Source organism: Alphaproteobacteria bacterium, from assembly GCA_017308135.1.
Classification (GTDB): Bacteria; Pseudomonadota; Alphaproteobacteria; order CACIAM-22H2; family CACIAM-22H2; genus Tagaea.
Genome location: JAFKFM010000009.1, coordinates 74327 through 99401 on the forward strand (window position 1 = coordinate 74327; position 25075 = coordinate 99401).

25 protein-coding genes are annotated in these 25075 nt (G+C 64.1%); 8 read left to right on the top strand and 17 right to left on the bottom strand.

Features of this window, described 5'->3' with window-relative positions:
• Positions 1–32: 32 nt before the first annotated feature.
• The gene (locus J0H39_13505; GenBank protein MBN9497766.1) at positions 33–503 is read left to right on the top strand and encodes a winged helix-turn-helix transcriptional regulator; all 471 of its coding nucleotides are present in this window, start codon (positions 33–35) and stop codon (positions 501–503) included.
• Here the strand turns inward: J0H39_13505 and J0H39_13510 are convergent, their stop codons facing one another.
• The 4 genes from J0H39_13510 to J0H39_13525 form a co-directional block, all read right to left on the bottom strand.
• A complete protein-coding gene (locus J0H39_13510; GenBank protein MBN9497767.1) occupies positions 504–1607 on the bottom strand; it encodes an ABC transporter ATP-binding protein in 1104 nt (367 codons plus the stop codon). It lies immediately after the preceding gene.
• Position 1608: 1 nt separating this feature from the next.
• Positions 1609–2409: an ABC transporter permease gene (locus J0H39_13515; GenBank protein ID MBN9497768.1), complete on the bottom strand. Its 801-nt coding sequence runs from the start codon at positions 2407–2409 to the stop codon at positions 1609–1611.
• 5 nt (positions 2410–2414) lie between these two features.
• A complete protein-coding gene (locus J0H39_13520; GenBank protein MBN9497769.1) occupies positions 2415–3563 on the bottom strand; it encodes an ABC transporter permease in 1149 nt (382 codons plus the stop codon).
• A gap of 116 nt (positions 3564–3679) precedes the next feature.
• The gene (locus J0H39_13525; protein ID MBN9497770.1) at positions 3680–4741 is read right to left on the bottom strand and encodes a polyamine ABC transporter substrate-binding protein; all 1062 of its coding nucleotides are present in this window, start codon (positions 4739–4741) and stop codon (positions 3680–3682) included.
• A 322-nt stretch (positions 4742–5063) separates the two neighbouring features.
• Here J0H39_13525 and J0H39_13530 point away from each other — a divergent pair, with 322 nt between their 5' ends.
• Together J0H39_13530 and J0H39_13535 are read left to right on the top strand one after the other, a co-directional pair.
• The gene (locus J0H39_13530; GenBank protein ID MBN9497771.1) at positions 5064–5882 is read left to right on the top strand and encodes an amidohydrolase family protein; all 819 of its coding nucleotides are present in this window, start codon (positions 5064–5066) and stop codon (positions 5880–5882) included.
• A gap of 2 nt (positions 5883–5884) precedes the next feature.
• A complete protein-coding gene (locus tag J0H39_13535; protein MBN9497772.1) occupies positions 5885–6808 on the top strand; it encodes an SMP-30/gluconolactonase/LRE family protein in 924 nt (307 codons plus the stop codon).
• A gap of 266 nt (positions 6809–7074) precedes the next feature.
• On the opposite strand, the gene J0H39_13540 is transcribed toward J0H39_13535, so the two are convergent.
• The 6 genes from J0H39_13540 to J0H39_13565 are packed head-to-tail and all read right to left on the bottom strand — an operon-like array spanning position 7075 to position 13362.
• Positions 7075–8097, bottom strand: a complete 1023-nt coding sequence (locus J0H39_13540; protein MBN9497773.1) for a tripartite tricarboxylate transporter substrate binding protein — start codon at positions 8095–8097, stop codon at positions 7075–7077.
• Positions 8075–9592, bottom strand: a complete 1518-nt coding sequence (locus J0H39_13545; protein ID MBN9497774.1) for a tripartite tricarboxylate transporter permease — start codon at positions 9590–9592, stop codon at positions 8075–8077. The genes J0H39_13540 and J0H39_13545 overlap by 23 nt, the downstream gene beginning before the upstream one ends.
• Position 9593: 1 nt before the next feature.
• Positions 9594–10034: a tripartite tricarboxylate transporter TctB family protein gene (locus tag J0H39_13550; GenBank protein MBN9497775.1), complete on the bottom strand. Its 441-nt coding sequence runs from the start codon at positions 10032–10034 to the stop codon at positions 9594–9596.
• On the bottom strand, positions 10031–11176 hold the full coding sequence (locus J0H39_13555) for a maleylacetate reductase (GenBank protein MBN9497776.1): 1146 nt from the start codon (positions 11174–11176) through the stop codon (positions 10031–10033). The genes J0H39_13550 and J0H39_13555 overlap by 4 nt, the downstream gene beginning before the upstream one ends.
• Before the next feature lie 6 nt (positions 11177–11182).
• Positions 11183–12355 (bottom strand): D-galactonate dehydratase, encoded by a 1173-nt coding sequence (locus J0H39_13560; GenBank protein ID MBN9497777.1) that lies wholly within the window; start codon positions 12353–12355, stop codon positions 11183–11185.
• A gap of 38 nt (positions 12356–12393) precedes the next feature.
• On the bottom strand, positions 12394–13362 hold the full coding sequence (locus J0H39_13565) for an NAD(P)-binding domain-containing protein (protein MBN9497778.1): 969 nt from the start codon (positions 13360–13362) through the stop codon (positions 12394–12396).
• Between the two features lie 227 nt (positions 13363–13589).
• Here J0H39_13565 and J0H39_13570 point away from each other — a divergent pair, with 227 nt between their 5' ends.
• Positions 13590–14309, top strand: coding sequence for a GntR family transcriptional regulator (locus tag J0H39_13570; GenBank protein ID MBN9497779.1), 720 nt, complete (start codon positions 13590–13592; stop codon positions 14307–14309).
• On the opposite strand, the gene J0H39_13575 is transcribed toward J0H39_13570, so the two are convergent.
• Positions 14306–15457: an alpha-hydroxy-acid oxidizing protein gene (locus tag J0H39_13575; protein MBN9497780.1), complete on the bottom strand. Its 1152-nt coding sequence runs from the start codon at positions 15455–15457 to the stop codon at positions 14306–14308. The two genes, J0H39_13570 and J0H39_13575, sit on opposite strands and share 4 nt — an antisense overlap.
• 261 nt (positions 15458–15718) lie before the next feature.
• Between J0H39_13575 and kdgD the strand changes: the two genes are divergently transcribed.
• The 4 genes from kdgD to J0H39_13595 are packed head-to-tail and all read left to right on the top strand — an operon-like array spanning position 15719 to position 18223.
• On the top strand, positions 15719–16639 hold the full coding sequence (gene kdgD / locus J0H39_13580) for a 5-dehydro-4-deoxyglucarate dehydratase (protein MBN9497781.1): 921 nt from the start codon (positions 15719–15721) through the stop codon (positions 16637–16639).
• A 19-nt stretch (positions 16640–16658) separates the two neighbouring features.
• On the top strand, positions 16659–17468 hold the full coding sequence (locus J0H39_13585) for a hypothetical protein (GenBank protein MBN9497782.1): 810 nt from the start codon (positions 16659–16661) through the stop codon (positions 17466–17468).
• A gap of 14 nt (positions 17469–17482) precedes the next feature.
• Positions 17483–17908, top strand: a complete 426-nt coding sequence (locus tag J0H39_13590; GenBank protein MBN9497783.1) for a heme-binding protein — start codon at positions 17483–17485, stop codon at positions 17906–17908.
• Between the two features lie 12 nt (positions 17909–17920).
• Complete coding sequence (locus J0H39_13595) at positions 17921–18223, top strand: YciI family protein (GenBank protein MBN9497784.1); 303 nt, start codon at positions 17921–17923, stop codon at positions 18221–18223.
• Between the two features lie 176 nt (positions 18224–18399).
• Here the strand turns inward: J0H39_13595 and J0H39_13600 are convergent, their stop codons facing one another.
• The 6 genes from J0H39_13600 to J0H39_13625 form a co-directional block, all read right to left on the bottom strand.
• The gene (locus tag J0H39_13600) at positions 18400–19617 is read right to left on the bottom strand and encodes a M20 family metallo-hydrolase (GenBank protein MBN9497785.1); all 1218 of its coding nucleotides are present in this window, start codon (positions 19615–19617) and stop codon (positions 18400–18402) included.
• Positions 19614–20615 (bottom strand): dipeptide ABC transporter ATP-binding protein, encoded by a 1002-nt coding sequence (locus J0H39_13605; GenBank protein ID MBN9497786.1) that lies wholly within the window; start codon positions 20613–20615, stop codon positions 19614–19616. Before J0H39_13605 ends, J0H39_13600 begins: the two co-directional genes overlap by 4 nt.
• Positions 20612–21589, bottom strand: a complete 978-nt coding sequence (locus tag J0H39_13610; GenBank protein ID MBN9497787.1) for an ABC transporter ATP-binding protein — start codon at positions 21587–21589, stop codon at positions 20612–20614. Before J0H39_13610 ends, J0H39_13605 begins: the two co-directional genes overlap by 4 nt.
• The gene (locus J0H39_13615; protein ID MBN9497788.1) at positions 21586–22422 is read right to left on the bottom strand and encodes an ABC transporter permease; all 837 of its coding nucleotides are present in this window, start codon (positions 22420–22422) and stop codon (positions 21586–21588) included. The genes J0H39_13610 and J0H39_13615 overlap by 4 nt, the downstream gene beginning before the upstream one ends.
• A complete protein-coding gene (locus J0H39_13620) occupies positions 22419–23396 on the bottom strand; it encodes an ABC transporter permease (protein MBN9497789.1) in 978 nt (325 codons plus the stop codon). The genes J0H39_13615 and J0H39_13620 overlap by 4 nt, the downstream gene beginning before the upstream one ends.
• Positions 23397–23464: 68 nt before the next feature.
• The gene (locus tag J0H39_13625) at positions 23465–25069 is read right to left on the bottom strand and encodes an ABC transporter substrate-binding protein (GenBank protein ID MBN9497790.1); all 1605 of its coding nucleotides are present in this window, start codon (positions 25067–25069) and stop codon (positions 23465–23467) included.
• Positions 25070–25075: the final 6 nt, after the last annotated feature.

The following is a 25075-nucleotide window of genomic DNA, read 5'->3' on the forward strand; positions in this document are numbered from 1 at the left end:
TATCCGGAGCAGTACTGGAGCCGAAAACCGAGATGCCGCAAGCAGATCACGCAAAAATTCTGGAGCAGAGCGAAGTCCGTTTCGGATACCGCATCGCCGTGCTGGCGAACTGGTATCGCGGCCCAGGCTATAAATTGATCGAACAGCGGCACGGCATCACCGAGCCCGAATGCAGCGTTTTGTTCTGCGTCGGCCACTCCAACGAGCTGACCGCGACCGATGTGTGCCACATCACCGGCCGGCCGCGGAACAGCATGAGCCGCGCGATCCACATTCTGCTGCGCAAGAAGTTGATGGCGCGCGAATCCGATCCCGGCGACGCGCGGCGTAAAATCCTGCGGCTGACCAAACCGGGCCACGCGCTCTACCGTCAGATCGTCCCGGTCTTCGTGGAGAGCGAGCGCAATATGCTAACGCCGCTCAGCCTGTCGGAGATTTCCGATCTCGACCGGCTGCTGACCAAGATGATCGCGCACACGGCGCAGTCGCACAAAATCTACTGATCACGCTTCGCCGGCGGGTGCCGCGAAAACGCGGCTCGATGCGGCGTTCCAGCCCACGGCGAGCGTGGCGCCTTCGCGCACGCCGTATTTGCCGAAACTCGCCGACGGCGCCTTCAGCAGTATCTCGCGCGCGCCCAATTGGCAGGGCACCAGCACGTGATCGCCGTTGTAGACGATATCGCGCACGATCACGTCGGCGCGATTGTCGACCGGGCCTTGCGGGGCGAGTTCCAGCAATTCGGGCCGAATCGTGACCAGCGCGCGGTCGCCCGGTTTGAGATTGGTGCCGGGCTCGGCCAGGATCGGCACGCCGCCGTCGAGCAGAATGCGCCGCCCGCCCTCGCCCGCTTCGACGCGGCCGTAGAGCGAGTTGTTCTCGCCGACGAAGCGCGCGACGAAAGGCGTCGCCGGCCGCTCGTAGATTTCCGCCGGCGATGCGATCTGTTCGATCCGCCCGCGATTGAACACGGCAATACGATCCGACATCGTCAACGCTTCGGATTGGTCGTGCGTGACGTAAACAGCCGTCATGCCGACCTGGGCGTGGATACGCTTGATTTCAAGCTGCATGGACTCCCGCAAACGGCGATCGAGTGCGCCGAGCGGCTCGTCCATCAGCACCAAGCGCGGTTCGAACACCAGGGCCCGCGCCAACGCCACGCGCTGCTGCTGGCCGCCGGATAGTTGGGCGGGATAGCGCGCCGCGAACTCGGTCAGATGCACCTTATTCAGGGCCGCCGCCACTTTGCGCGCGGCTTCTGCACGGTCCATTTTGCGCTGGCGCAACGGAAAAGCGAGATTCTCCGCGACCGTCATATGCGGGAACAGCGCGTAGTTCTGAAATACGACGCCGATATTGCGCTTATGCGGCGGGTCGCGCGTGATCGATTGGTCGCCGACCAGGATATCGCCCGCATCCGGCGATTCGAATCCGGCCAGCATCATCAGGCAGGTCGTCTTGCCCGAGCCCGAAGGCCCGAGCAGCGTCAGGAACTCGCCCTCGACGATATCGAGATCGAGCCCGTCGACCACCGGAGTACGGCCGTCATAGCTTTTGGCGATCTTGGAGAAGCGCACGAAATCGCGCCGCGGCGCCGACGACATTCTATTCCTCCGCGTTGCGAAGTTTTTCCCCACGCCGACGCAAATACTCGACGCACAGCATCAGGGAACACGAGACGACGATCAAAACGAGTGAGATGGCGACGAGCGACGGCGTGATTTCGTCGCGCAGGCCGCTGAACAATTGGCGCGGCAGCGTCAATGTCGAGGGTGACGAGACGAACAACGCGACGACGACCTCGTCGAACGAGGTGACGAAGGCGAAGACCGCCCCCGACGCCACGCCGGGCGCGATCAAAGGCAGCGTTACTTGCCGGAAAGTCGCGATCGGCCCCGCGCCCAGCGACGCCGCCGCGCGCGCGAGATTTGGATCGAAGCCCTTCAGGCTTGCCGTCACGGGGATAACGACGAAGGGCAACGCCAAACCGGCATGAGCCAGGACGATGCCGAAGAAGGAACCGTGCAAGCCCACGCGCGCCAGTACGAGCGTGGCGGCCAGCGCCACGATCACGACCGGCATCACCATGGGCGACAGCAGCAAGCCGCGCACGATCGCCTTGCCGGGGAAATTGGCGCTTTCCAGGCCGAACGCCGCCAGCGTGCCCAGTGGTACTGCGATCGCAACCGTCAGCACGCCGATGATCAGGCTGTTGCGCAGGGCGAACATCCACGGATAGGCGGCGAAGACGACGTCGAACCAGCGCAGCGAGACTCCCGGCAGCGGATAGGACAACGACGTGCCCGAGCTGAAGCCGATCGGCAGGATCGCGACGATCGGTCCCAGCAGGAAGGCGAGGACCAGGGCGCTCCACGCGGCGAGGGCGAAATTGATGCGCGGTCGCATGATCGTCAACCCATCGAGACGCCGCCTGCCTTCAAGGCGCGGCGCAGAACGGCGAAAGCGACCACGGTCATCGCCAGCAGGACCAGCGAAATCGCCGAGGCCATCGACCAATTCGCTTGATCGAGCGCGAAACGCGCGATCACGCCGCTTTCCATCTGGTCGGTCGGGCCACCGACAAGGGCGGGCGTGACATAGAAACCGAGACCGAGCACGAAGGTCATCAGGCACCCCGCCGACACGCCCGGCAGCGACAGCGGCAGATAGACTTGCGCGAACGCGGCGAAAGGCTTGGCGCCGAGCGACGCGGCCGCGGGTACGAGATTGCGCGGGATCGCCTTCATCGTCGCGTAGATCGGCAGGATCATGAACGGCAGCAGCACGTGGATCATCGCCACGTAGACGCCGAAGCGGTTATAGATCAGCGTCAAGGGCGCGTCGATCAAGCCGATCGCCTGCAGGAAGCCGTTCACCATGCCGTTGGGCTGCAGCACGATCACCCAGGCGGCGGTACGCACCAGGATCGACGTCCAAAACGGGATCAGCAGCGCGAAGATCAGCGCCCGCCCGATCGCCGGCGACGCAGCAGCAATGACGTAGGCGAAAGGATAACCCAGGATCATGCAGCCCAGCGTGACGACGAAGCAGATCCAGAACGTGCGCAGGATGAAGTCGATATAGACCCGGCGATCTTCGGGCGCGCGTTCGAGCTTGCCCTCATCGTTCCAGCGCAGATCGAGTGCCGCAAGGACGTAGTAGCTCGTGATCGGGCGCAGCGCGTCGCGCATCGTGCGCCAATAGCTCGCCTGCCCCCAGCGCGTATCGAGTGCCGCGAAATCCGCAACCGACGGCGCGGCGGGCAAGGAATCCGCATTGCGCTTAGCGGCGAGCAGCAACGAACGATAGCCGCCGATGCGGTTGTTGAGATCGCGCGCGACCTCGGCCACCGTCGTGGTTTCGACGGCGCGCAGGTCGGCGGCGAAAGCGGCAGCGGCGGCATCCGGGATCGGCGCTTCGCCGTTCCAATCGGCCAGAACTGTCGCCGTGCGCGGCAGGTGGAAGCGCGCGGTGCCGCCGTCGACGGCGCGATAGAGCACGCCCGCGATGGGTGCGGCGAACGTCAGAAGGATGAAAACGACGGCGGGCAGCGTCAACATTGCCGCCCGCAATCCGGCGCGCCGGGCCGAGCTTCGGGCGCCCGATCCCAGGGCGCCCGAACTCGTTTCCGTACTTGCGAGACTTACCGACATTCGTCCTTATTATCGGACCAGGATCAGCGCGCCAACCAGGCGTTCCAGCGTTCGGTCAGGCGATCGGCGTTGTCGGCCCAGAAGCCTTTGGCTTCCGGCGTCGACAGGCTGAGCGCGCCGGCGACCGACTCGCCGATCGGCAGGATGGCCTTGGCGGCGGGCGTGATCAGCGGTTCGGCCGCCGCGACGGTCGGCGAATAGGCGAAGCTGTTCGAGAAATTCGCCTGCGCCTGCGGCGATGCTGCGATCTTCATGAACTGATAGGCCGCGTCGACCTTGGGCGAACCGGCGACGATCGCCCAGAAGTCCGTGCCGGTCATGCCAGGCTTGAATGCCATCTTGAAGTTCCGGCCGGTCTTGGCTGCGGCCGAAATACGCGCGTTGGGCGCGAAGACCATCGAAACCGTACCCGCCCCGAGCAGTTCGGGAGTTTGGGCCGGCGCTTCCCACCACACGACTTGCGACTTGATCGCGTCGAGCTTGCGGAACGCGCGATTGACACCTTCCTCGGTCGACAATGTCTTGTAGACGTCCTTCGGCGCGACACCTTCGGCCAGCAACGCGAGTTCGAGATTGTAGAGCGGACCCTTGCGCAGGCCGCGGCGGCCCGGCCATTTTTGCGTGTTCCAGAAATCGGCCAGCGACGTCGGCGCTTCCTTCAGAACGTCGGCGTCGTAGGCGAGCGCGAACGCGTAGGTATAGGAGCCCACGCCGCAATCGGTCGCCATACCAGGCAGAAAACCGGTGCGCGGCGTGCCCACACGGGCGAAATCGATCTTAAGGAACGTGCCGTCGTCGCAGCCCGCTTGCAGCACGCCGGCCTCGACGTTCACCACGTCCCAAACCACGTCCTTGCTGGCTTTCATCGCCTCGAACTTGGCCATGCCGCCGAGATAGACGTCTTCCTTGAAGGCTTCCTTCGTCGCTGCGGCGAAGGGCTTCAGATACGCTTCGCGCTGCGCTTCCTGCAGGCCACCGCCCCAGCCGGCATAGGTGAAATCGCGCGCCGCGGCCGAGCCGGCGGCGAAGATGATCGCGGCGGCAAAAAAAGCGGCCTGCGTCCGGAATTTCTGCACATCAAACATAGATGGCCTCACCTGTTCGTGGTTGATCCGGCCGGACGGTGGGCCCGTCTTCGACCGTTGCGAAACAATATGTACCAAAAGGAACAAGTTTTCGGAAGCGAGAATCGTAAGCGTCCCGTGTTTCGTATCTGGCGGGATCGCGGGCAACACGCGAAAGACATCCCCCCGATGCCGCGTATAACCGAGATATTAACAAGCAAATCGAACGGGATAGAGATGTATGCCACACTGCGGCGGCGCCGGCGGACGCACGCGGAATTCGATGGACGCCGCGCACCAAAAAAGTACTATTTGGAACATACATCCCGCCCGAAGGCTCCTCATGAATCGCATCGTCGACAGCCACGCCCACGTCTTCTGCGGCCCCGATCTGCCGCTGTCGGACAAGCGTCTTTACACCCCCGAACCTTGCCAAGCGGGTCGCGTCGAGGATTTCGCCGCCGTGTTGGATGCGCATGGCGTGACGCATGCGCTGATCGTCGGCGCCCAGCCCTATCACACCGATAACCGCTGCCTGCTGCGGGCGATCGAAACCGGACGCGGCCGATTCAAGGGTATAGCCCTGGTCGATGGCGATACGCCGATGCGCGAACTCGAAACCTTGAAGGCGGCGGGCATCGTGGGCTTCCGGATCAATGTCAGCTGGGACGGCCAGCGCGCCTTGAACGAGCCGGGTTCGGAACGCCTTTTCGCGAAAGCGCGCGAACTGGGTTGGTTCGTGCAAGTCCATTGCGAGCGCGAGGAATTCGCGCAAGTCGCACCGTTGTTGCGCGCGCGCAAGACGCGCGTGATGATCGACCATCATGGACGTCCCGACGCGGGGTTTGGCGTCGACCAGCCCGGCTTTCAAGCCATCCTCGAATTCGGGCGCGAAACCGATGCGGTCTGCAAACTCTCCGGCCCCTTCCGTACGTCGAAAGCCGGCGCCCCGTACCGCGACGTCGATCCTTTCGCCGAAGCCATCGTCGATGCGTTCACGCTCGATCGTTGCGTCTGGGGCTCCGACTGGCCATTCGTATGCGTCGACCAGCGCATCGATTATGGCCCGCAATTCGCCGCACTGAAGCGCTGGTTGCCCGATGCGAAGGATCGCGAGAAGGTGTTGTGGTCGACCCCTTCGCGCCTGTTCGGTTTCGCGTAAGCATGTATCCGCCGCCCAAAGACATCGAAACGCGCGTTTGCTCGCGGCTGCCCGACGCGTTCCGCGAACCGCGCGAACTCAGCGAATGGGAGAAGTTCGAACTATCGGGCCTTTCAACGCATTCCTTTCTCGAAGGCCCGTCTTTCGACCGCGACGGTCGTCTGTACTGCGTCGATATCGCGGGCGGGCGTATCTTCCGCGTCTCGCAAGGCGGCGAATGGGAACTGTTCAAGCGCTACGACGGCGAGCCGACGGGGCTGAAGATCCACGCCGACGGCCGGATTTTCGTGGCCGACAACAAGCGCGGCATCCTCGAGATCGACCCGATCAGCGGCACGATCACGCCCTTCATCCAACGCGTGAACCTGGAACCGCTGCGCGGCTGCAACGATCTCGTCTTCGCCGACAACGGCGATCTCTATTTCACCGTGCCCGGCCAAAGCAGCCTGACCGACCCGACCGGCCGGGTCTATCGCGCCACGCCCAGCGGCGAGACGTCGCTGCTGCTCGGCAACGTACCCTACCCCAACGGGCTGGTGCTCGACGCGGCGCAAGCCTCGCTCTATATCGCGGCGATGTACGCGAACCAGATCTGGCGCGTACCGCTCGGCGGGGCCACCTCGCCCGCGATGGGCGTGGGCGTTTTCGTTCAACTCTCGGGCGGCTTGGGGCCCGACGGTCTGGCGCTCGACATGGACGGCAATCTCGTGGTCGCGCAAGCGCGCCACGGTGCCGTCTGGGTATTCAGCGATCTGGGCGAGCCGCTCTATCGCGTACGGTCTTGCGCGGGACGTTCCGTCACCAACCTCGCCTTCGGCGGCGCTGATAATTGCACGCTATTCATCACCGAAGCTGCGACGGGCAGCATTCTGTGCGCGGATATGCCGATCGCCGGCCGTCCGATGTTTTCGCACCGCGCCAGATGAGTCTTGCCGCGTGGCGCGCGGCGGGATTGCTGATTTTATTGGAGGTCCGGATGGTGGGCGCTACAGGGATTGAACCTGTGACCCCTACCATGTCAACGTACGCGGACATCTTTTAAATTCAATCCGTTAGGGACAGGGTTTCCCGCAGATCGAGCATTGGCTTGCGGGAAATCATGGGCTGTTGGGAAGGCATCTGACACATTGAGCCGTAAAAAAGGGCGGGTCGTGCGACCCGCCCTTTCCTTTTCGAATCGGTGAACCCGCGCTTACTTGAGACGGCCGGTCTTCTTGTAGAATTCCCGCTCCTTCTCGGCGGCGGCGTTGAGGGCCGCAGCTGGATCGGCGGCATCGCGCAAGGCGGGGTCGAAATCGACGCCCATCTTGCCGTACTCCGCGATCAATCCCGCATCCTTCATCGCCGTGCGCACAAGGGCGGAAAGATACGCCTTACGCTCCGGCGCCACCTTCTTCGGCACGACCACGAAACGGATCAGCGTCCATTCGTAGTCCGTGCCCTTCAGTTCCTCGTTGAAGGTCGGCAGGTTCGGCAGATGCGCGACACGCTTATTCGACGCGATCCCGACAAGGCGAACCTTACCCGAGTCGATATGGGCGCGTAGCTCGGCGAAGAACGCGGGCGCGATATCGACGTTATTGCCGATCAGCGCGGTCGTACCCTGGCCGCCGCTCTGGAACGGCACTTTCAGGAACTTCGCACCCGTATTGGTTTCGACCTGCTCGATCAAATAATCCCACATCGAACCCGGCACCGTCGCCACGCGGATCGTGTTGGGCTTGTCCTTGCCGGCTTGCGCGATCTGCGCCAGCGACATCGACTTCAGCGGGCCGTCGGTCGTGACCGCCCAGATCATCGGGTCGCTGTTGAGATAGCCGATCGGCTCGAGATCGGTGTAGCTCCAGCGGCCTTCCGCGCGCAGCATCGCGTCGCCCCAGACGAGATTGACCAGCATGCCCATCGCCGTGCCGTCGGTGGGCGCTTGGGTCGCGAGCCACGCGTGGCCGACCATCCCCGCCCCGCCGGTTCGGTTGTTGACGACGATTTTCTCGTTGGAGATCTGCTCCATCGTGCGCGCCAACAGACGTGCGGTGAGGTCGGCGCCGCCGCCAGCCGGATAGACGACCGTCATCTCCAGCGTTTGGTTCGGGAAGCCGGCGGGCTTGAGCTTCGCCAGCTCCGCCTTCGTGTCCTGCGCGACAGCTGGAGCCGCAGCGATCAAGCCCGCAGCCGCGGCCGCGATGAAGGCGTTAAGAACTCGTCTTTTCAGCATTGTGGATTTCCTCCGTTAGCTCATTTTTACGTCGTTTCACAAAGATCAGCGCGATGAGCACGGCGCAGATCCCGAACAGGACAGCGGCTATGGGCCGCTGGGCGAAGATCATCATTCCGTCGGCGGACATCGTCAGCGACTGGCGCAGCGACTGTTCCATCAGCGGCGCCAGGATGAAGGCGATGATGAAAGGTGCGAAATCGTATTCGAGCTTGCGAAGGAACCAACCGATCACGCCAAAGCCGAGCATCACCCAAAGATCGAACACGTTCTTGTTGGCCGAATACGTGCCGACGATGCTGAGCAGCAGCACAACCGGGAACAAGTAGCTGTAAGGAATACGCAGCAGCTGCACCCACATGCCGACCAGCGGCAGGTTGAGGATCAACAGCAGCACGTTGCCGATATACATACTGGCGACGACACCCCAAAACAAATCCGAGTGCTGGGTGATGAACAGCGGCCCCGGCTGAATACCCTGGATCACCAACGCCCCCAGCAACAGCGCCGTCACCGGCGTGCCGGGAATGCCCAACGACAGGACGGGCACCATGCTGCCGCCGACCGCGCCGTTATTCGCCGATTCCGGTCCCGCGACGCCTTCGATCGCACCCTTGCCAAAAGCGTCCGGCGTCTTAGAAATGCGCTGTTCCATCGCGTAAGACATGAAAGACGCGGTGATCGGTCCGCCGCCCGGCACGAGACCGAGCAGAAAGCCGAGCCCGCTGCCGCGCAGGATCGGTGCGAACGATCGGCGCAAATCGTCACGCGTCGGAAAGATCTTCGTGACCTTCGTTGTGATCAGCGTCGATTTGATCTTTTGTTCGACATTCGACAGAATCTCGGTCACGCCATAGAGGCCGATGACCAGCGCCAGAATGTCGATACCGCCGGTTAGATTGATTGTGCCGAACGTATAGCGCTCCTTCCCGTTCACGACGTCGATGCCGACGGTCGCGACCAGAAACCCGGCCGCGACCATGACGAGGCCTTTAAGGCGCGAGCCCGAGATCATGAACACGGTGCAGACGAGCCCCAGCACCATCAGCGCGAAATTCTCGGGCGGGCCGAAGCGCAGCGCGAAACCGCCCAGCGCGGGCGCGAAGAATGTCAGAGCGATGACCGACAACGTGCCTGCGACGAAGGATCCGATCGCCGAAATGCCGAGGGCCGCGCCCGCACGGCCTTGGCGCGCCATCTGATAGCCGTCGCGGCAAGTGACGACCGATGCCGCTTCGCCCGGCATGTTCAACAGAATCGATGTGGTCGATCCGCCATACATGGCGCCGTAGAAGATTGCCGCGAGCATCAGCACACCGGCGACCGGCGTCATCGTGAAAGTTACGGGCAGCAGCAACGCCAGCGCTGCTAAGGGGCCGATGCCGGGCAACACGCCGATCAGCGTGCCGATCACACTGCCGATTAGACAGAAGAATAGATTCTGCGGCTGCAGGACGACCTGGAAACCTTGGGCGAGGCCGGCGATCGCATCCATGTCAGAACCCCCAAGGCCCGCGGGGCAGCTGCATTTCCAGCAGATGGCCGAAGACGACGATGACGCCCAAAACGGACGCGAGCGACATGACGATCGACTGACGCCAGCCGACGCGTTCGACAAAGCGCATCAGGATGATCATCGTGACGAACGACGCGACGCTGAAGCCGATATAAGGCAGGAGCAGAATTAGCACGGCCATACCGCCGACCACGCCGCCCACCCGCCAGAAGCCGGTGCGCGACGGCCATTCGATGTTTGCCACCGCATGACCGCGCGCGAACATCAGGGCAAGCCCGCCCAATCCAACCATGGCGCCGGCAATAAACGGGAACAGGCCGCTGTCCGGCCCGTAAGGGCCGGCCAGTTTCATCTGCAGCGCCATGGCGGCCGCGCCGAAGCCCAGCGCGATCCAAAAGACATTGACGAAACGTTCGATCATGCGCCCCCCAGCGACGGACGCTTGCCGTCCAACGCGTCGCGCAAAATCGCCGCGACGGCATCGTAAGTGATCGGGACGGGATTGAGGCCGTTGTCGGTTTCGACGGTGATTTTCGCCGCGCGATCAATGATCGACTCGTCGAGCCCGACCGCGCGCAAGGATTGCGGCAATCCCGATTTCGCCAGCAGATCGAACAGACCCGCGCCGAGATCGGGCATGCCAAGCGCCTTGACAAGGGGGGCGAGTGCCGCCGGCGCCATGCGTTGGTTGTAGGCGGTGACATAAGGCAGTACGAGCGCGTGGGAATGGCCGTGTGGCACGCCGAAGGAGCCGCCCAGCGTATGCGCGAGGCCATGCTGGAACGCGAAGCCGCCGGTGAGTGCGGCCCCCGCCAGCATACCGCCGTAAAGCAGATCGGCGCGCGCATCGAGATCGGCCGGGTTCTTCGCCACGCGCGGCAGCGCATCGAAGATGAACTTCGCGCCTTCGACGGCGCTGGGCAGAATGATCGGGCTGACGGTCGGCACGTAGAGCACATCCACGCAATGCGCCAGCGCGTTGAAGGCGCTGGCGGCCGAAACCTCCAGCGGCAACGATACGCTGAGTTCGGGATCGTAGATCACGCAGGTTGCCAGCATGTTGAGGCTGGTGTGCATGCGTTTCACACCGTCGATCGTGATTCCGCAAAACCCAGTCATCTCCGATCCCGAATAGGTCGTCGGGATCGCGACGATCGGCACGCCGAGTTCGAGGCCGATGCCCTTGCCCAAGCCCACCGCCGCCCCACCGCCCGCACTGATCAGCGCGTCGGCGCCGCTCCTGCGGAAGGCTTCGCGGCCCTTGATCGCCGATTCGATCGGCACTTGGCTGATCGCTTCGGGCAGAATGCCCGCACAATCCGGCCCCACGAGATCGGCCACGCGTTGGCCCAAACCTTTGCGCCCCGGTGTGGTGATGATCAGCGGCTTCTTGACGCCGAGATCGCGCAGCAGGTCGGGCAAGCGCGACAGCGTGCCCGCCCCGAACAGGATGCGCGACGGCGTCGCATTGTGCACGCCGCCGGGTGTGGCGATGCGCCGAAGCGAACCGGGCAGCGTGCGCGCGTCGTGCTTGAACGGCACGAAGACTTTGGGACCGGCCATTTCGGCTCACCAATCCACGACGGTGCCGTCAGCGAGGACGGCATTTCGCGTGTGGACGACTTCCTGCTCGAACGGATGCTTGGCGGCTTCTTTCTCGTTGATCTCGACGCCCAGGCCTGGTGCATGCGGCACCGCCCAGAACGCGCCGTCGCGCTTCATCGGCGTGCGCACGACGTCGTCGTACCAGGGCACGGCGCCGCTCATTTCTTCCTGGATCACGAAATTCGGCGTCGATACGGCGAAGTGCAACGCCGCGGCGCCCGCGATCGGACCGTTCGGGTTGTGCGGGGCCACACCCATATAGGCTTGCTCGGCCGCCGCCGCGATGCGCTTGCCTTCCAGAATGCCGCCGGTGTGGTTCAGATCCGGCTGGATGATGTGCAGCGCTTTCGTCTGGAAGATCGGCTCGAATTCTTTGAAGCCGACCAATCGCTCGCCCGAGGCGATCGGACAATTCGCGCGCTCGGTCACCAGGCGCAACGCCTCGGTGTCGCCGGGCTGGACCGGCTCCTCGCAGAACATCGGCGCGTAGGGTGCGAGTTCTTCGATGTATTGCAGCGCCGCCGCGACGGTCGCCGGACGGCCGTGGAAGTCGATCATGATATCCACGCGCTCGCCGACCGCTTCGCGCAGCACGCGCATCATACGGCCGACATGGCGGCGCGACGGCAGATCGGCCGTGTAATGCGTATAGGGGATGAACACGACCTTGAGCGCGTCGTAGCCCTTCGCGACGACCGCCAGCGCCAGATCGCGCAGCGCGCCTTCGTCGAAAGTCTCGTAGACCGATTTCATGTCGCCGAGGCCCAGATGCGTATAGACGCGCACCTTGTCGCGCGTCTGACCGCCGATCAGGCGCCACAGCGGCAGGTTTAGGCTTTTGCCGAAGATGTCCCACAGCGCGTGCTCGATGCCCGAAATCGCGGTCGCTCCGACGATGCCCAGGCGATAGTAGCTATGCTTATTGAGAATGCGCAGATTCTGCTCGATGTCGCGCGGATCGCGGCCGATTAGCAGCGTCGACAAATCCTCCACCGCGCCAACCACCGCGCGCGTCTTCCAATTCAGACTCGCCTCGCCCCAGCCGTAGAGACCCGGCTGATCAGTCGTGACCTTGACGAACAGCCAATTGCGCATCTGCGCGTTGACAACCAGCGTTTCGATCTTGACGATTTTGATCTTGATGTCGGAACCCACGAATCTCTCTCCGGCTTCGGTCACGCGCGCGACGCGCGCACTTGGTTGGTCAGCGTGTGGCCCGCGCGATGGCGCTTGATGTTGTCGGCGATGATCGCGTAGCGCCGGCCCGGCAAAGCGCTGGTCCACGCCGACGAATGCGGTGTGGCGATCACGTTGGGCAGATCGAGAAACGGGAAGCGCGACGGCGCGACCTTTTCCTCTGCGCTTTTGGGATAGGCGTACCAAACGTCGAGATAGGCGCCGGCGATGGTCTTGTCGCGCAGCGCTTCGAACAACGCCTGTTCGTCGGCGAGTTCGGCGCGCGACACGTTGATGAACACGCCCGACTTCTTCATCGCGGCGAAAGTCTTGGCGTTCATCAGCCCGCGCGTTTCGTCGGTCAGCGGGGCCGCCAGCACGACATAGTCGCTGTGGGCCAGCAGCGCAGGCAAATCGTCGCGCGGTACGACCGTGTCGACCAACGCGCGGGCGTCGCCCAACGAGCGATCGAGTGCCACGACGCGCATGCCGCAGGCCTTGGCGCGCGTCGCGATCGCGCGACCGATGCGCCCGAAACCGACGATGCCGATACTGCGGCCCAGGATTTCGCCGTGCGGCTGGCGCGCGCGGAACCGGTCCGACCACGTATCGGCCGTGAAGCGCAGCGCATCCGGGCGGATTTCCCAATTCAGCATCGCCCAGAGCACGAATTCCGCGATCGGCGCTTCGTGTTCGAACACGTTGCACACGGCGGTTTCCGGCGCGAGCGTCTCGAATGTGATGCCGTCGAGCCCGGCGCCGGGCACGTGCAGCAGCGAAAAGCGAGGGGCCGCCTGCGCGCGCTGGAAGCGCAGCGCGACGACGACGTCTTCGGGCGCGATCGAATTGTCGAAACGGGGCGAATAGGCGGCTTCGACGGGCAACGTGACGATATCGAAACCGTCGCCCAGCAAACCTTTCAACCGCTCGGCCTGACGGCCGGCATCTCCGACGAGATGCACCTTCATCGTCCCTCCCGCATCCCGGAAAGCCGGGTTTTTGCGTCACAACCCGATTTCGAGAAAATCGGAATTTGTTTTGCTAAATAGATACTTAGTCTATTTTATTACTGCCGAGTGATTTGACATTATGCATATTGCCTGATGTTATGCAACAGCCCGGGGGTCGTGCTATCCCTGGATTTGGGAATTTCGCTGTAATCTCCATCGCGCGCGACGAAACCAAGCGAGTCGACATGGGCCGGAAGCCGACTTTAAAAAGCGCACGCGTGCTGACGCGCAGCACGATCGCCGATCAGGTCTACGAGGACATCAAGGAACGGATCCTCGATCAGACGCTGAAACCCGGCGAGCGGCTGACGATCGAGATTCTATCGCGCGGTCTGGGCGTGAGTTCCTCGCCGATCCGCGAAGCCCTGGCGCGGCTCGAAAGCGAGAAACTCGTCGTTTCGGAGTTCTACACCGGCTATTCGGTCGCCCCCGCGCCCGATCCCAAATATCTGCGCGACCTGCTCGACTTCCGCATCATGATGGAAGGCGAATGCGCGCGCATCGGCGCCCCGCGCAAGAATCCCGAAACCATTGCCGCGATGACCGCCGCGTTCGAGAAAATGTCGAAAACCAAACGTCTGGGCACGCGTTATCGCGAATACGACAATTTCATCGCGGAAGATCAGAACTTCCATCGCGCGATCGTGGCGAGTTCCGGCAATCTCGCGATGATCGCGGTCTACGCCGATCTCAACGCGATCCTGCATCAATCGCGGCTCTATATCTCGCGCTCGACCGACGGTTCGCCCGCCGAGGAAGTGCTGGCCGAGCATCACGAGATCCTCGCGGCCTTCGTCGCGGGTGACGGGGACGCGGCCGCTGCGGCGATCCGCCGCCATTTCGACGGCGGCAAGCGTCGCCTGCACAAGGCGTCGACGCCGACGCCCGACGCGGGTGCCGCTTAGCCTTCGGCGAGGAATTCGGCCGACAGCTTCGTGAATTCGGGGCAGCCGATCAGCGCGAGCGACGACGCGATTTCCTGGCGCAAGATGTCGATCGCTTTCGCGGCGCCCGGCTTGCCATAGGCGACCGCGCCATACAACGTCGCGCGGCCGACGAACGTGAAATCGGCCCCCAAACACTTGGCGATGACGATATCGGAGCCGCGCCGGATTCCGCTATCGAGCATCACCGGGATGGCGTCGCCGACGGCGCGTTTGATCGCGGGCAGCGTCGTCAACGGCGAGGGCAGCGGATCGAAGGATTTACCGCCGTGATTGGAAACGATCACGCCGTCGATCCCCGCCTGCGCCGCGCGCACCGCGTCGTCGGGATGCTGAATTCCCTTAAGCAGGAACCTGCCGCGCCACGCCGCCCGCAGCCGCGCGATATCGTCCCAGGTTTGGATCGACGGGCTTTGCGAGCGGAAAAACGTCGCCACGCCCAGACCGTCGGCGCCCGGCGGCGCGTATTTGGCCCAGCTGCGCATCACCGGCATGCCGCCGCCGCGCAAATAGCCGATCAGCCACGCGGGATGCAGCAACGCTTCCAACACGATCGCCGGCGGCATTTTCGCGATCGGTTTGCCGAAGCCGTTGCGCGTGTCGCGCTCGCGCTTGGGATAAACCGGATTGTCGGCCGTATAGACCAGCGTGCGAAAGCCGCTATCCCACGCGCGTTTCAACTGATCATCGGTAATCGCGCGATCCTTCGCTGGATAAAAATGGTACCAGGCCTTACCCGCCCCGATCGGCCCGATCTCCTCCGGTGCTGCAACGCTCGCCCCCGACAGAATGAAGGGAATGCCGGCGGTGACGGCCGCCTCGGCCAGCATGAAATCCGCGTCGCGCCGCAGCAGCCCCGCGAATCCCGTCGGCGCCAAGCCGAACGGCGCGGTGTGCGTTTCACCGAACAGCAGCGTCGCAAGATCGATTCGCGAGACGTCGACCATGTAGCGCGGCAGCAGCGTCCGGTGCTCGAACGCCGCGCGATTGCGAACAAGCCCGCGCTCGGATTCCACACCCGATTCGATCAGCTCAAACAACAAGCGCGGCAAACGCCGCTTCGCCGCTCGGCGCAAATCCTCGATCGCCAGAATGTCGCCGAGCTGCATCGCTTTTCGCTTCCTCCCGCGCGTCGCTGCAGGCGCCAATCCCGTCGCACGACACCCGAATTTCTACGCAGTAGGGATAGACATACCCCCCTCTTCTGTCAAACCACCGGCCCGTAGGCGGTCCGCCGTATCTTGTTAAGATACTGATTATTTGCTGATTTTCAGCGTCTCTGAAAACAGATGATCTAAGACTTTCTTCTCCGAAAATTATGCATTATGCATAATCCATAAAAATCGGAAGGAACGTCAAAGGTCGCAATGATGCCAAGCTCCACCAGCCCGTCTGAACTCAAATTGCGCCTCGCCAGCGGTCTGCTGTCCTTCCCCTTGACCGATTTTGACGCCGAAGATCGCTTCGATCCGAAATCCTTCCGCGCGCGTCTGGACTGGCTGTCGGCCTATCCCAGTGCAGGCCAATTCATCGCGGGTGGCGCGGGCGAGTTCTTTTCGCTGACCGCCGACGAGTTCGCCGCGACGATGCGCATCGCGGTCGAAGCGCGCTGCCCCGGGCAGCTCGTCATCGGCGCGTCGGGCTTCGGCACGCGTGCCGCGATCAGTTACGCCCAGGAAGCCGAACGTGCGGGTGTCGACGGTCTGCTTCTGCTGCCCCCCTATCTCACCGAAGCGTCCCAGCAAGGATTGGCCGCGCATATCGGCGCGATCTGTGCGGCGACCAAGCTCGGCGTCATCGTCTACAACCGCGCCAATTGCCGCCTGAACGCCGAAACGGTGATGCGCTTGGCCGACGCGCACCCGAATTTGATCGCGATCAAGGACGGTGTGGGCGATACCGAAGAATTGCTGCGCATGCGCGCGGCTGCCGGCGATCGGCTCACCTTCATCAACGGCATGCCGACGGCGGAAATCTACGCGCAGGCCTATTATGGCATGGGCGTGCCCACCTACTCCTCCGCGATCTTCAACTTCATTCCCGAAGCCGCGATCGGCTTCCACGATGCGGTGATGCGCCGCGACGAGTCGAAGATCCGCGAATTCCTGACGCGTTTTCTGCTGCCCTATTCGAAACTGCGCGGCCGCCAGCAAGGCTACGCCGTCAGCATCGTAAAAGCGGGTGTGCGCGTCATCGGCCGGAGTGCGGGCAAAGTCCGACCGCCTTTGTCCGACCTGACAGAGGCCGAATACGCGGAACTCGCGGCACTGATCGCCAAAGTGCGCGTCTGACGCGCGGAAGGAAGCGGCCATGACGGACGTCAAGATCTTTACCGCGTCGAGCAGCGCCACCGCCTCGCCCGATTGTGCCGGGCATGTGTTGATCTCTGGCTCCTACGGCGGCGAATACAACGCCTACAACGCCGCCAAATGGGGCGCGCGCGCTGTGATCCTCAACGACGCAGGCATCGGAAAGAAGAACGCCGGCATCAACGGCCTACCCTATCTCGATCGGGTGGGCGTCGCCGCCGCGACGGCCGATGCGATGACCTGCCATATCGCCGACGGCGACGACATGCTAGCGCAAGGCATCGTCAGCCACGTCAACGAAACCGCGCGCAAACTTGGCTGCGCACCCGGCCAAAGTGTGCGCGACTGCGCCGAACGAATGAAGTCGGCGCCGCTGGGCACGAGCGAATTGCCGCCGATCTGGGGCGGCGAGCGCCATCCGCCCACATTGACGCCCGGCGGACGCACGGTCGCCTATCTCGACGCAGCGCCCATGCTGAGTCCCGAGGATGCGGGCGCCATCGTCGTGACGGGTTCGCATGCCGCCTTGTTCCGCGGCCGACCCGACGACGTCGTCAATGTCGGCGTCTTCGCGATCTTCTTCAGCGACGCGGGCGTCGGCAAGGACAATGCCGGGATCTTGCGTCTTGCCGAACTCGACAAGCGCGGCATCGTCGCGGGCACGGCGTCGGCGATGAGCGCTCCCATCGGTCACGCGCGCGAGATCCACGACGACGGTATACTCTCCCACGTCAACGCGACGGCGGCGAAGTTCGGCGGCAAGCCGGGCATGGCGCTGCGCGATTTCGTCAAGGCGCTGATCAAGGCGTGAATCGAGGGATTGCGATGAACAAGCTGCAGACCAAACCCGTCCTGACGCTCGAAGTCGCCAAGGCGATGCTCGAAGCGTCCGAAGCCAAAGCGCGCGAGCTTGGCCTGGTGATGACTATCGCGGTGGTCGACGACGGCGGCCATCCGCTGGCGCTGTCGCGGATGGACGGCATCCACGCGGGCACGGTCGAGATCGCCTTCGCCAAGGCGAAGTCGTCGGTCATGTTCAAACGCCCGACGGCCAAATTCGGCGAAGGCGTCGCGGCCGGCACGATCGGTCTGATCGCACTGCCCAATGTCGTACCCTTCGCCGGCGGCCTGCCGCTGATGAGCGGCATGAGCCTCGTGGGAGCGGTAGGTGCGAGCGGCGCTTCGCCCGACAAGGACGAAGCGGTCGCCGCCGCGGGCGTCGCCGTGTTCGAATCCGCCCTCAAAGCCTGAACGGAAGCCGCGATGCCCTATCTTGTCGAGACCCATCATCGCCCCGATACCGAAGACACACGCAACAAGCTGCGCCCGGAACATCTCGCCTATCTCGACGCGAATGTCGGCAAACTGCTGGCGGCGGGCGCCAAGCTCAACGACGACGGCAGCGTGGCGCCGGGTAGCTTCTATATCGTCGATACGGACGAGCGCGCCGTGGCGGAAGCGTTCATGAACGCCGAGCCATATTCGCGCGCCGGGCTCTTCGAACGCGTCGTCTACACCCGTTGGCGCAAGGGCTATTTCGACTTCAAACGCCAGCCGGCGAAGTGACAGCCGACGCCGGTTTGATCGTCATGGTTTTGACGTACTCCGGATGGAGGGCGCTACAGGGATCGAACCTGTGACCCCTACCAAGTCAGCGCACGCGAACGTCGCGTGAATTCAATCGGTTAGAGATAGGGTTTCCCGCAGATCGGGCGTCCGAATGCGAGGGACTATCACGCAGATCACCGCCGCGCGAGATCGAACAGCGTACGCGCCAAAACTTGCGTGCCGATCAGCAAATCCGCCGGCTCCGTGAATTCGGCCGCGTTGTGGCTGATGCCGTCGCGGCTGGGGACGAAGATCATCGCGGTCGGAACTTTGGCCGAAACCGGCACGGCGTCGTGGCCCGCGACGGTGCGCAGTTCCAGCGGTTCGTGACCTTCCGCCCGCGCCGCGGCGGCGATCGCCGCGCGCACGCCCGGATCGAAATCGGCGACTTTGCGATCGACCGTCTGGCGTAGTTTGATTTCGATCCCCTTGCCGCGCAAAGCCTCGATCGTCGCGTGGAATTTTTCGCACGCCTTGGCGAGGCGCGCGCCATCGACGTCGCGCAACTCCGCGAACAATGTCACCGTTTCGGGCACCACGTTGCTGGAATTGGGGCCGACTTCCAGACGCCCGACCGAACTCAGCAATGCGCCGCCGGTTTCGTCGGAAAGCTTGCGCACGGCCAGGATCAGCTCGGCCGCCGGGAGCAGCGCGTCGCGCCGCTCGGCCATCGGCGTCGGGCCGGTATGTGCGGCCTTGCCGCGGAATTCGACGACGTATTTCGCCGTGCCCCAATTGCCGGTGACCACACCGATCTTGCGCCCGGCGCGTTCCAATGCCGGCCCCTGCTCGATATGGATTTCGAGATAGCCGGCGACGGCGGAAGGCGCCGGCCCCGCATCCTTCCCCGCATAGCCGATCGCGGCGAGCGATTCGCCCATCGAAACGCCGTCGCCATCGAGGGCCGCGAGCGCCGTCTCCAACGCCAATGCGCCGGTATAGACGCCGCTGCCCATCAGCGAGGGCTGATAGCGCGCGCCCTCCTCGTTCGTCCAATTCACCACCGCGATATTGCGCGTGAGTCCCGCTTCGCGCTTGGCCGCGATCGCCGCGTGCAGCGATGCGATCACGCCGTAAGCGCCGTCGTATTTGCCGCCGGTGGGCTGGCTGTCGAGATGCGATCCGGTCAGCAGCCACGGCGCATCGGGTGCTGCCGTGCGCGCCAGGCCGAACATATTGCCGATCGCGTCGACTTTTATCTCGAAGCCTTCCGTTTTCAGCCGATCGGCGAACCAGTCGCGCGCGGCGCCGTCTTCCTTGCCGGCCGTGAGCCGGCACACGCCGCCATCCGGCGTGGCGCCGAACGCCGAAACATTGGTCATATCGCGATGGAATGCGGCGGCGTCGATCATGTCCGGTTTCCTTCCCAACGGGCGAAATCGATCTCGCCCGCGTAATGGCAGCGTACCGCGCGGCCTTCGACCACGCGCAACGGCGGCGCGGTGGCGGCGCAATCCTCCTTCGCGAAGGCGCAGCGCGTATGGAAGCGGCAGCCCGAGGGCGGATCGAGGGGGCTTGGCACGTCGCCGCCGATCGGCGCTTCGCGCACCGCGCCCGGATCGGGATCGACCGTGGGGGCGGCGGCGAACAGCGCACGCGAATAGGGATGCGTCGCGCCGTCCCGCATCTTGGCGGCGTCGGCGAGTTCGACGATCTGGCCCAGATACATGACCGCGATGCGATCGGCGATATGCTTCACCAGCGACAGATCGTGCGAGATGAACACCAGCGCGATCCCGAATTGCTGGCGCAAGCGCATCAACAGATTGATAACTTGCGCTTGGATCGACACGTCGAGGGCCGAAACCGGCTCGTCGCAAACGATCACGTCGGGCTCGACCGCCAAGGCGCGCGCGATCGCCACGCGCTGACGCTGCCCGCCCGACAATTCGTGCGGATAGCGCTCCATGAACTCCTCGCCGAGGCCGACGATGGCCAGCAGCTCGGCCGCCCGCCGGCGGCGATCGCCGCGCGACAACTTCGAGTGCAGGCGCAGCGGATCGGTCATCAACGTGCCGATCGACCAGCGCGGGTTGAGGCTGGCATAGGGATCCTGGAACACGATCTGGATACGTCGGCGCAACGGCCGCAAAGCGTCGGCGCCCAGATGCGTGATATCGGTACCGTAGAGGCGGATCGTTCCGCCGGTCGGATCCTCCAGCCGCATCAAGCAGCGCGCCAAGGTCGATTTACCGCAGCCCGATTCGCCGACGATCGCCAATGTCTCGCCACGCGCCACGCGCAGCGACACGCCGTCGAGCGCGTGGACGACCTTGCGCGGCGCGAAGGGACCGCCGCCGACCGGATAATGTTTGACGAGGTTCTCGACCTCCAGCACCGGCGCGCTCATACCGCCCCCTTCGCCGCGACGAAGCAGCGGACTTCGTGCCGGTCGGCCATGCGGGTTAATTCGGGCATGGCGGCGGCGCAGGATTCTTGCGCCAGATCGCAGCGCGGCGCGAAGCTGCAGCCCGGCGGCATCGCATGCGGCGACGGCACCGTCCCGCGGATTTCCCACAGCGTGCCGTCGTCGGCGCGCGCGCGCCGCGCGGCGCGCAGCAGGCCTTGCGTATAAGGATGGCGCGGCTTCGCGAAGATCTCGCGCGTGGCGCCCTCCTCGACCTTGCGGCCGGCATACATCACCACCACGCGATGGGCGCTTTGCGACACCACGCCCAGATCGTGGGTGATCAGCAGCACCGACATGCCCAGCCGCGCCTTCAAATCCTCGATCAGGCGCATCACCTGCGCTTGTACCGTCACGTCGAGCGCGGTCGTCGGCTCGTCGGCGATCAACAGCTTGGGCTTGCAAGCCAGCGCCATCGCGATCATCACGCGCTGGCGCATGCCGCCGGAAAGATTGTGCGGATACTGGCCCGCGCGCGTTTCGGGGGCGGGCACGCCGACCAGGCGCAGCAGCGACACGATCTCGTCCATCGCCGCGCGGCCGGTGATGCCGCGATGAAGTTCCAGCACCTCGCCGATCTGACGCGCCACGGTATAGACCGGGTTCAACGCCATCATCGGGTCCTGGAAGATCATGCCGATCCGATCGCCGCGCACTTTGCGCAAATCGGATTGCGACAGGCCCAACAGATCGGTCCCTTCGAACAGGATGCGCCCGTTGGCGATGCGGCCCGGGGGCGACGCGATCAAGCGCAAGATCGCCATCGCGGCCGTGCTTTTGCCCGACCCCGATTCGCCGACCAGCGCCACGGTTTCGCCCTCGCCGATCGAGAACGAAAGATCGCGCACGGCCGCCACGGGGCCGCGCGACGTCGCGAACTCGACCGACAGATCGTCGATTTGCAATACGGGCTTCATCGCTGGCGGAGCCTCGGATTGAGCGCGTCGTTGAGGCCCTCGCCGACCAGATTGATGGCGAGCACGGTGATCAGAATCATCACGCCGGGGATCGCGGCCATCCACCAAGCGCTGCGCAAGACGGTGCGCGCCACGCCGATCATATAGCCCCACGATACGAGATTGGGATCGCCCAGCCCCAGAAAGGACAGGCCCGATTCCGTCAAGATCGCCGTCGCCACGGTCAGCGACGCGACGACGACCACCGGCGGCAGCGCGTTGGGCATGATCTGGAACAGGATGATTTCGCGATCGCGCATGCCCAACGCCCGACAACCCAGCACGTATTCGCGCTGGCGATGGGCGATGAATTCGCCGCGCGCCAAACGCGCCACCGATGGCCATGAGACGGCCGCGATCGCCAACACGATGGTGACGATATCGGGCGAGAAGATCGCCACGAGCACAACCGCCAGCACGAAAGACGGAATCGTCAAAAAGAAATCCGTCAGCCGCATCAGCAGATTGTCGGGCCAGCCGCCGTAATAGCCGGCGACCGCGCCGACCGCGACGCCGAACAACGTGGCCGCAAGGCTCGCCATGATGCCGATCATCAGCGAGATGCGCGCCCCGTGCAGGATGCCCGCCAGAATATCGCGCCCGGCAACGTCGGTACCCAACGGATAGGCGCCGAACGGCGGCTGGAACGGCCGGCCGACCATGTCGAACGGATCGGTCGGATAGAGTGCGGGCCCGATCGCCGCCATGATCAGCACGGCGGCCAGAACGGCCAAACCCGCGACGGCCGGGCGGTTGGTCTTGAAGCGCGACCAGAATGCGGCGAGATCGTTCATTTCTGCACGATCCTCGGGTCGAGCAACCCGTAAACGAGATCGACCACGAGACTCGCCAGCACGACGACGGCCGACGAGACGAACAGGATGCCGAGCAGCAAGTTCAGATCGCGCTGCAGCAGCGCGTCGAACACCAAGCGGCCCAGGCCGGGCCACGCGAAGACGGTTTCAACCAGGATCGAGCCGCCCAGGATATGGCCGATCTGCACGCCGGCCAGCGTGACGACCGGCAGCAGCGCGTTGCGGAACGCGTGCGTCCAGGCGATACGCCCTTCAGACAGGCCTTTGGCGCGCGCCGTGGTGATGAATTCGAGGCGATAGATTTCGAGCATCGAAGCGCGCATCAGCCGCGTATAGATGGCGACGTAGAACAGACCCAGCGTGATCGCGGGCAGGATCAAGTGATGCGCGACTTCCAGCGCATAGGCGAAGCCCGCCGTGCCCGCGCCGATGCGCGACATGCCGCCCGACGGCACGAGGTCCAGATGGATCGAGAACGCGACGATCAGCATCAGCCCCAGCCAAAATGCGGGCGTCGCGTAAACGATCAGCGCGACGACCGAGATGACGCCATCGAGCCAGCCGCCTTGGCGGCGCGCGGCGGCCACGCCGAGCAGCAATCCGACGACGATGGCGATACCGATCGCCGTGACCATCAAGATCAACGTCGCGGGAAGGCGATCGAGAATCAGATCGATCACCGGCAATTGCTGGAGATGCGACGTGCCCAGATCGAGCACCGCGAGCTTGCCGAGATAGATGGCGAATTGTTCGTAATATGGCCGGTCGAGACCGAATTCACGGCGCAGCTGCGCCATCAATTCGGGCGTGGCATGGCCCATCTGACCCGCCAGCACGTCCGCGACGTCGCCGGGCGCCATGTTCAAAAGCACGAAATTCAGCGCGCCGATCGCCATCACCACCGGGATGACCTGCAACAGGCGCACGACCGCGAAGCGTAGGGCTCCCCCCATCCGCGTTTCCTTTCAAACGGCCCGTCGCCGCGGCGCGAACGCCGCGACGACGGGGACCGTGACGACGCTCAACGCTGGAGCCACACCGAGTCCCAGTTCGAATACATCGAGATGCCGTTGACGATCAGGCCCTGGACGCGGCGGTTCCAGACATGGGTGAAGCCGATCTCGATCAGGAAGATCACCGGCAGATCCGCGCGCAGGATCTGCTGTACCTCGTTCCAGATCGCCTTGCGTTCCGGCCCGTCGGGGATCGCGGCCGCGCGGCGGAACAACTCGTCCACGCGCGGGTTGGAGTAGTTCATCGAGTTGCTGAACGAAGCGCCCTTCTGGATGCTGGTCGAGATGAAGGCGCGCTGCACGCCGATCGTCGGGTCTGAATAGTTATGCGTGAAGTTGCTGGTGAAGTCGTAATCCCAGTCGGTGTAGATACGACGCAGCCAGCCGGCCATATCGACGCTCTGCGTTTCGACTTGGATGCCGATGCGCCCCAGCTCCTGGCGGATATACTCGCCCTGGCGGACCCATTCCTCGCCATAGGGCAGGAAGTTCTGGGTCAAGCGGAAACGCACCCCGCCCTGACGGCGCGGATAGCCCGCTTCGTCGAGCAATTGCTGTGCGCGCTGGGGATTGTATTCGAATTCCGGCAGCGACGCGTCGAAATGCGCCGGATTGCCGCTGACGACCGGCCCGCGCGCGGGCTTGCCGGCGCCGAACCAGATCACGTCGACCAGACGCTTGCGGTCGATCGCCATCGAAATCGCCTGGCGAACGCGCACGTCGCTCAACGGCTTTTCGCGCAGATTGACTTCGAGCCACATCATCGGACCGAGGCCTTCGCTGCCGTCGTCGGACACGACCAAGCTCGGCACGGTGCGCAGACGCTGAATCTCCGACGGCGGCAACGCCGATTGCGGGGCGAGATCGACTTCGCCTTTCTCGACCGCGAGGGCGCGCGCCACGCCGTCGGGCAGAACGCGCAAGGCGACCTGATCGAGATAGGGCTTGCCCGGCTTCCAGTAATCGGGATTGCGTTCGAGGATGATATGGCTGCCGCGGCGCCATTCCTTCATCTTGAACGGGCCCGTACCGATCGGCTCCTGCATGATGCGCGCTTGGCGAACGCGCTTCTCGGCGATGTCCTGCTCGGTGAAGCCGTGGCGCGGCATCATCGGCGTTTCGCTCGCCTGGAAGGCGCGCAGGAAGAACGGCACGGGCTGCTTCAGCTTGAACACGACGGTCGTCGCGTCCGGCGTCTCGATCGAATCGACGGCTCCGAAATAGGTGCGGCCGCGCGAATGGTAGTTCAGCGCGATTTCCTGGACGCTGAATTTGACGTCGTCGCTGGTGAAGGGCTTGCCATCGTGCCACTTCACGCCCGAGCGCAGTTTGAACGTGTAGACGAGATTGTCGGGCGAGATCGACCACGATTCGGCGAGGCCCGGCTTGGGCGTCATGCCCGCACCTTCGTATTCGAGCAGGCTTTCGTAGAGCTTGGTCGAGATGATCGCGACCGGCACGGCGGTGGTCGAAATCGTCGACAACGCGGTCGGCTCGGGATGGAACGTGTAGGTCAGCGTGCCGCCGGTCTGCGGCTGCTGCGCGCCGGCGGCCGAAGCGGCGATCATCGCCGCGCCGGCCATCGCGGCCAACATTGCGTTTCTGAAATCCATGACGCG

Coding starts and splice junctions, on each gene's coding strand:
- J0H39_13550 (MBN9497775.1), bottom strand. CDS start 10,034: ATGATCGAACGTTTCGTCAATGTCTTTTGGATCGCGCTGGGCTTCGGC.
- kdgD (MBN9497781.1), top strand. CDS start 15,719: ATGCCAAGCTCCACCAGCCCGTCTGAACTCAAATTGCGCCTCGCCAGC.
- J0H39_13600 (MBN9497785.1), bottom strand. CDS start 19,617: ATGATCGACGCCGCCGCATTCCATCGCGATATGACCAATGTTTCGGCG.
- J0H39_13575 (MBN9497780.1), bottom strand. CDS start 15,457: ATGCAGCTCGGCGACATTCTGGCGATCGAGGATTTGCGCCGAGCGGCG.
- J0H39_13530 (MBN9497771.1), top strand. CDS start 5,064: ATGAATCGCATCGTCGACAGCCACGCCCACGTCTTCTGCGGCCCCGAT.
- J0H39_13510 (MBN9497767.1), bottom strand. CDS start 1,607: ATGTCGTCGGCGCCGCGGCGCGATTTCGTGCGCTTCTCCAAGATCGCC.
- J0H39_13570 (MBN9497779.1), top strand. CDS start 13,590: ATGGGCCGGAAGCCGACTTTAAAAAGCGCACGCGTGCTGACGCGCAGC.
- J0H39_13565 (MBN9497778.1), bottom strand. CDS start 13,362: ATGAAGGTGCATCTCGTCGGAGATGCCGGCCGTCAGGCCGAGCGGTTG.
- J0H39_13595 (MBN9497784.1), top strand. CDS start 17,921: ATGCCCTATCTTGTCGAGACCCATCATCGCCCCGATACCGAAGACACA.
- J0H39_13615 (MBN9497788.1), bottom strand. CDS start 22,422: ATGAACGATCTCGCCGCATTCTGGTCGCGCTTCAAGACCAACCGCCCG.
- J0H39_13585 (MBN9497782.1), top strand. CDS start 16,659: ATGACGGACGTCAAGATCTTTACCGCGTCGAGCAGCGCCACCGCCTCG.
- J0H39_13520 (MBN9497769.1), bottom strand. CDS start 3,563: ATGTTGACGCTGCCCGCCGTCGTTTTCATCCTTCTGACGTTCGCCGCA.
- J0H39_13625 (MBN9497790.1), bottom strand. CDS start 25,069: ATGGATTTCAGAAACGCAATGTTGGCCGCGATGGCCGGCGCGGCGATG.
- J0H39_13590 (MBN9497783.1), top strand. CDS start 17,483: ATGAACAAGCTGCAGACCAAACCCGTCCTGACGCTCGAAGTCGCCAAG.
- J0H39_13610 (MBN9497787.1), bottom strand. CDS start 21,589: ATGAAGCCCGTATTGCAAATCGACGATCTGTCGGTCGAGTTCGCGACG.
- J0H39_13525 (MBN9497770.1), bottom strand. CDS start 4,741: ATGTTTGATGTGCAGAAATTCCGGACGCAGGCCGCTTTTTTTGCCGCC.
- J0H39_13555 (MBN9497776.1), bottom strand. CDS start 11,176: ATGGCCGGTCCCAAAGTCTTCGTGCCGTTCAAGCACGACGCGCGCACG.
- J0H39_13505 (MBN9497766.1), top strand. CDS start 33: ATGCCGCAAGCAGATCACGCAAAAATTCTGGAGCAGAGCGAAGTCCGT.
- J0H39_13515 (MBN9497768.1), bottom strand. CDS start 2,409: ATGCGACCGCGCATCAATTTCGCCCTCGCCGCGTGGAGCGCCCTGGTC.
- J0H39_13535 (MBN9497772.1), top strand. CDS start 5,885: ATGTATCCGCCGCCCAAAGACATCGAAACGCGCGTTTGCTCGCGGCTG.
- J0H39_13540 (MBN9497773.1), bottom strand. CDS start 8,097: ATGCTGAAAAGACGAGTTCTTAACGCCTTCATCGCGGCCGCGGCTGCG.
- J0H39_13605 (MBN9497786.1), bottom strand. CDS start 20,615: ATGAGCGCGCCGGTGCTGGAGGTCGAGAACCTCGTCAAACATTATCCG.
- J0H39_13620 (MBN9497789.1), bottom strand. CDS start 23,396: ATGGGGGGAGCCCTACGCTTCGCGGTCGTGCGCCTGTTGCAGGTCATC.
- J0H39_13545 (MBN9497774.1), bottom strand. CDS start 9,592: ATGGATGCGATCGCCGGCCTCGCCCAAGGTTTCCAGGTCGTCCTGCAG.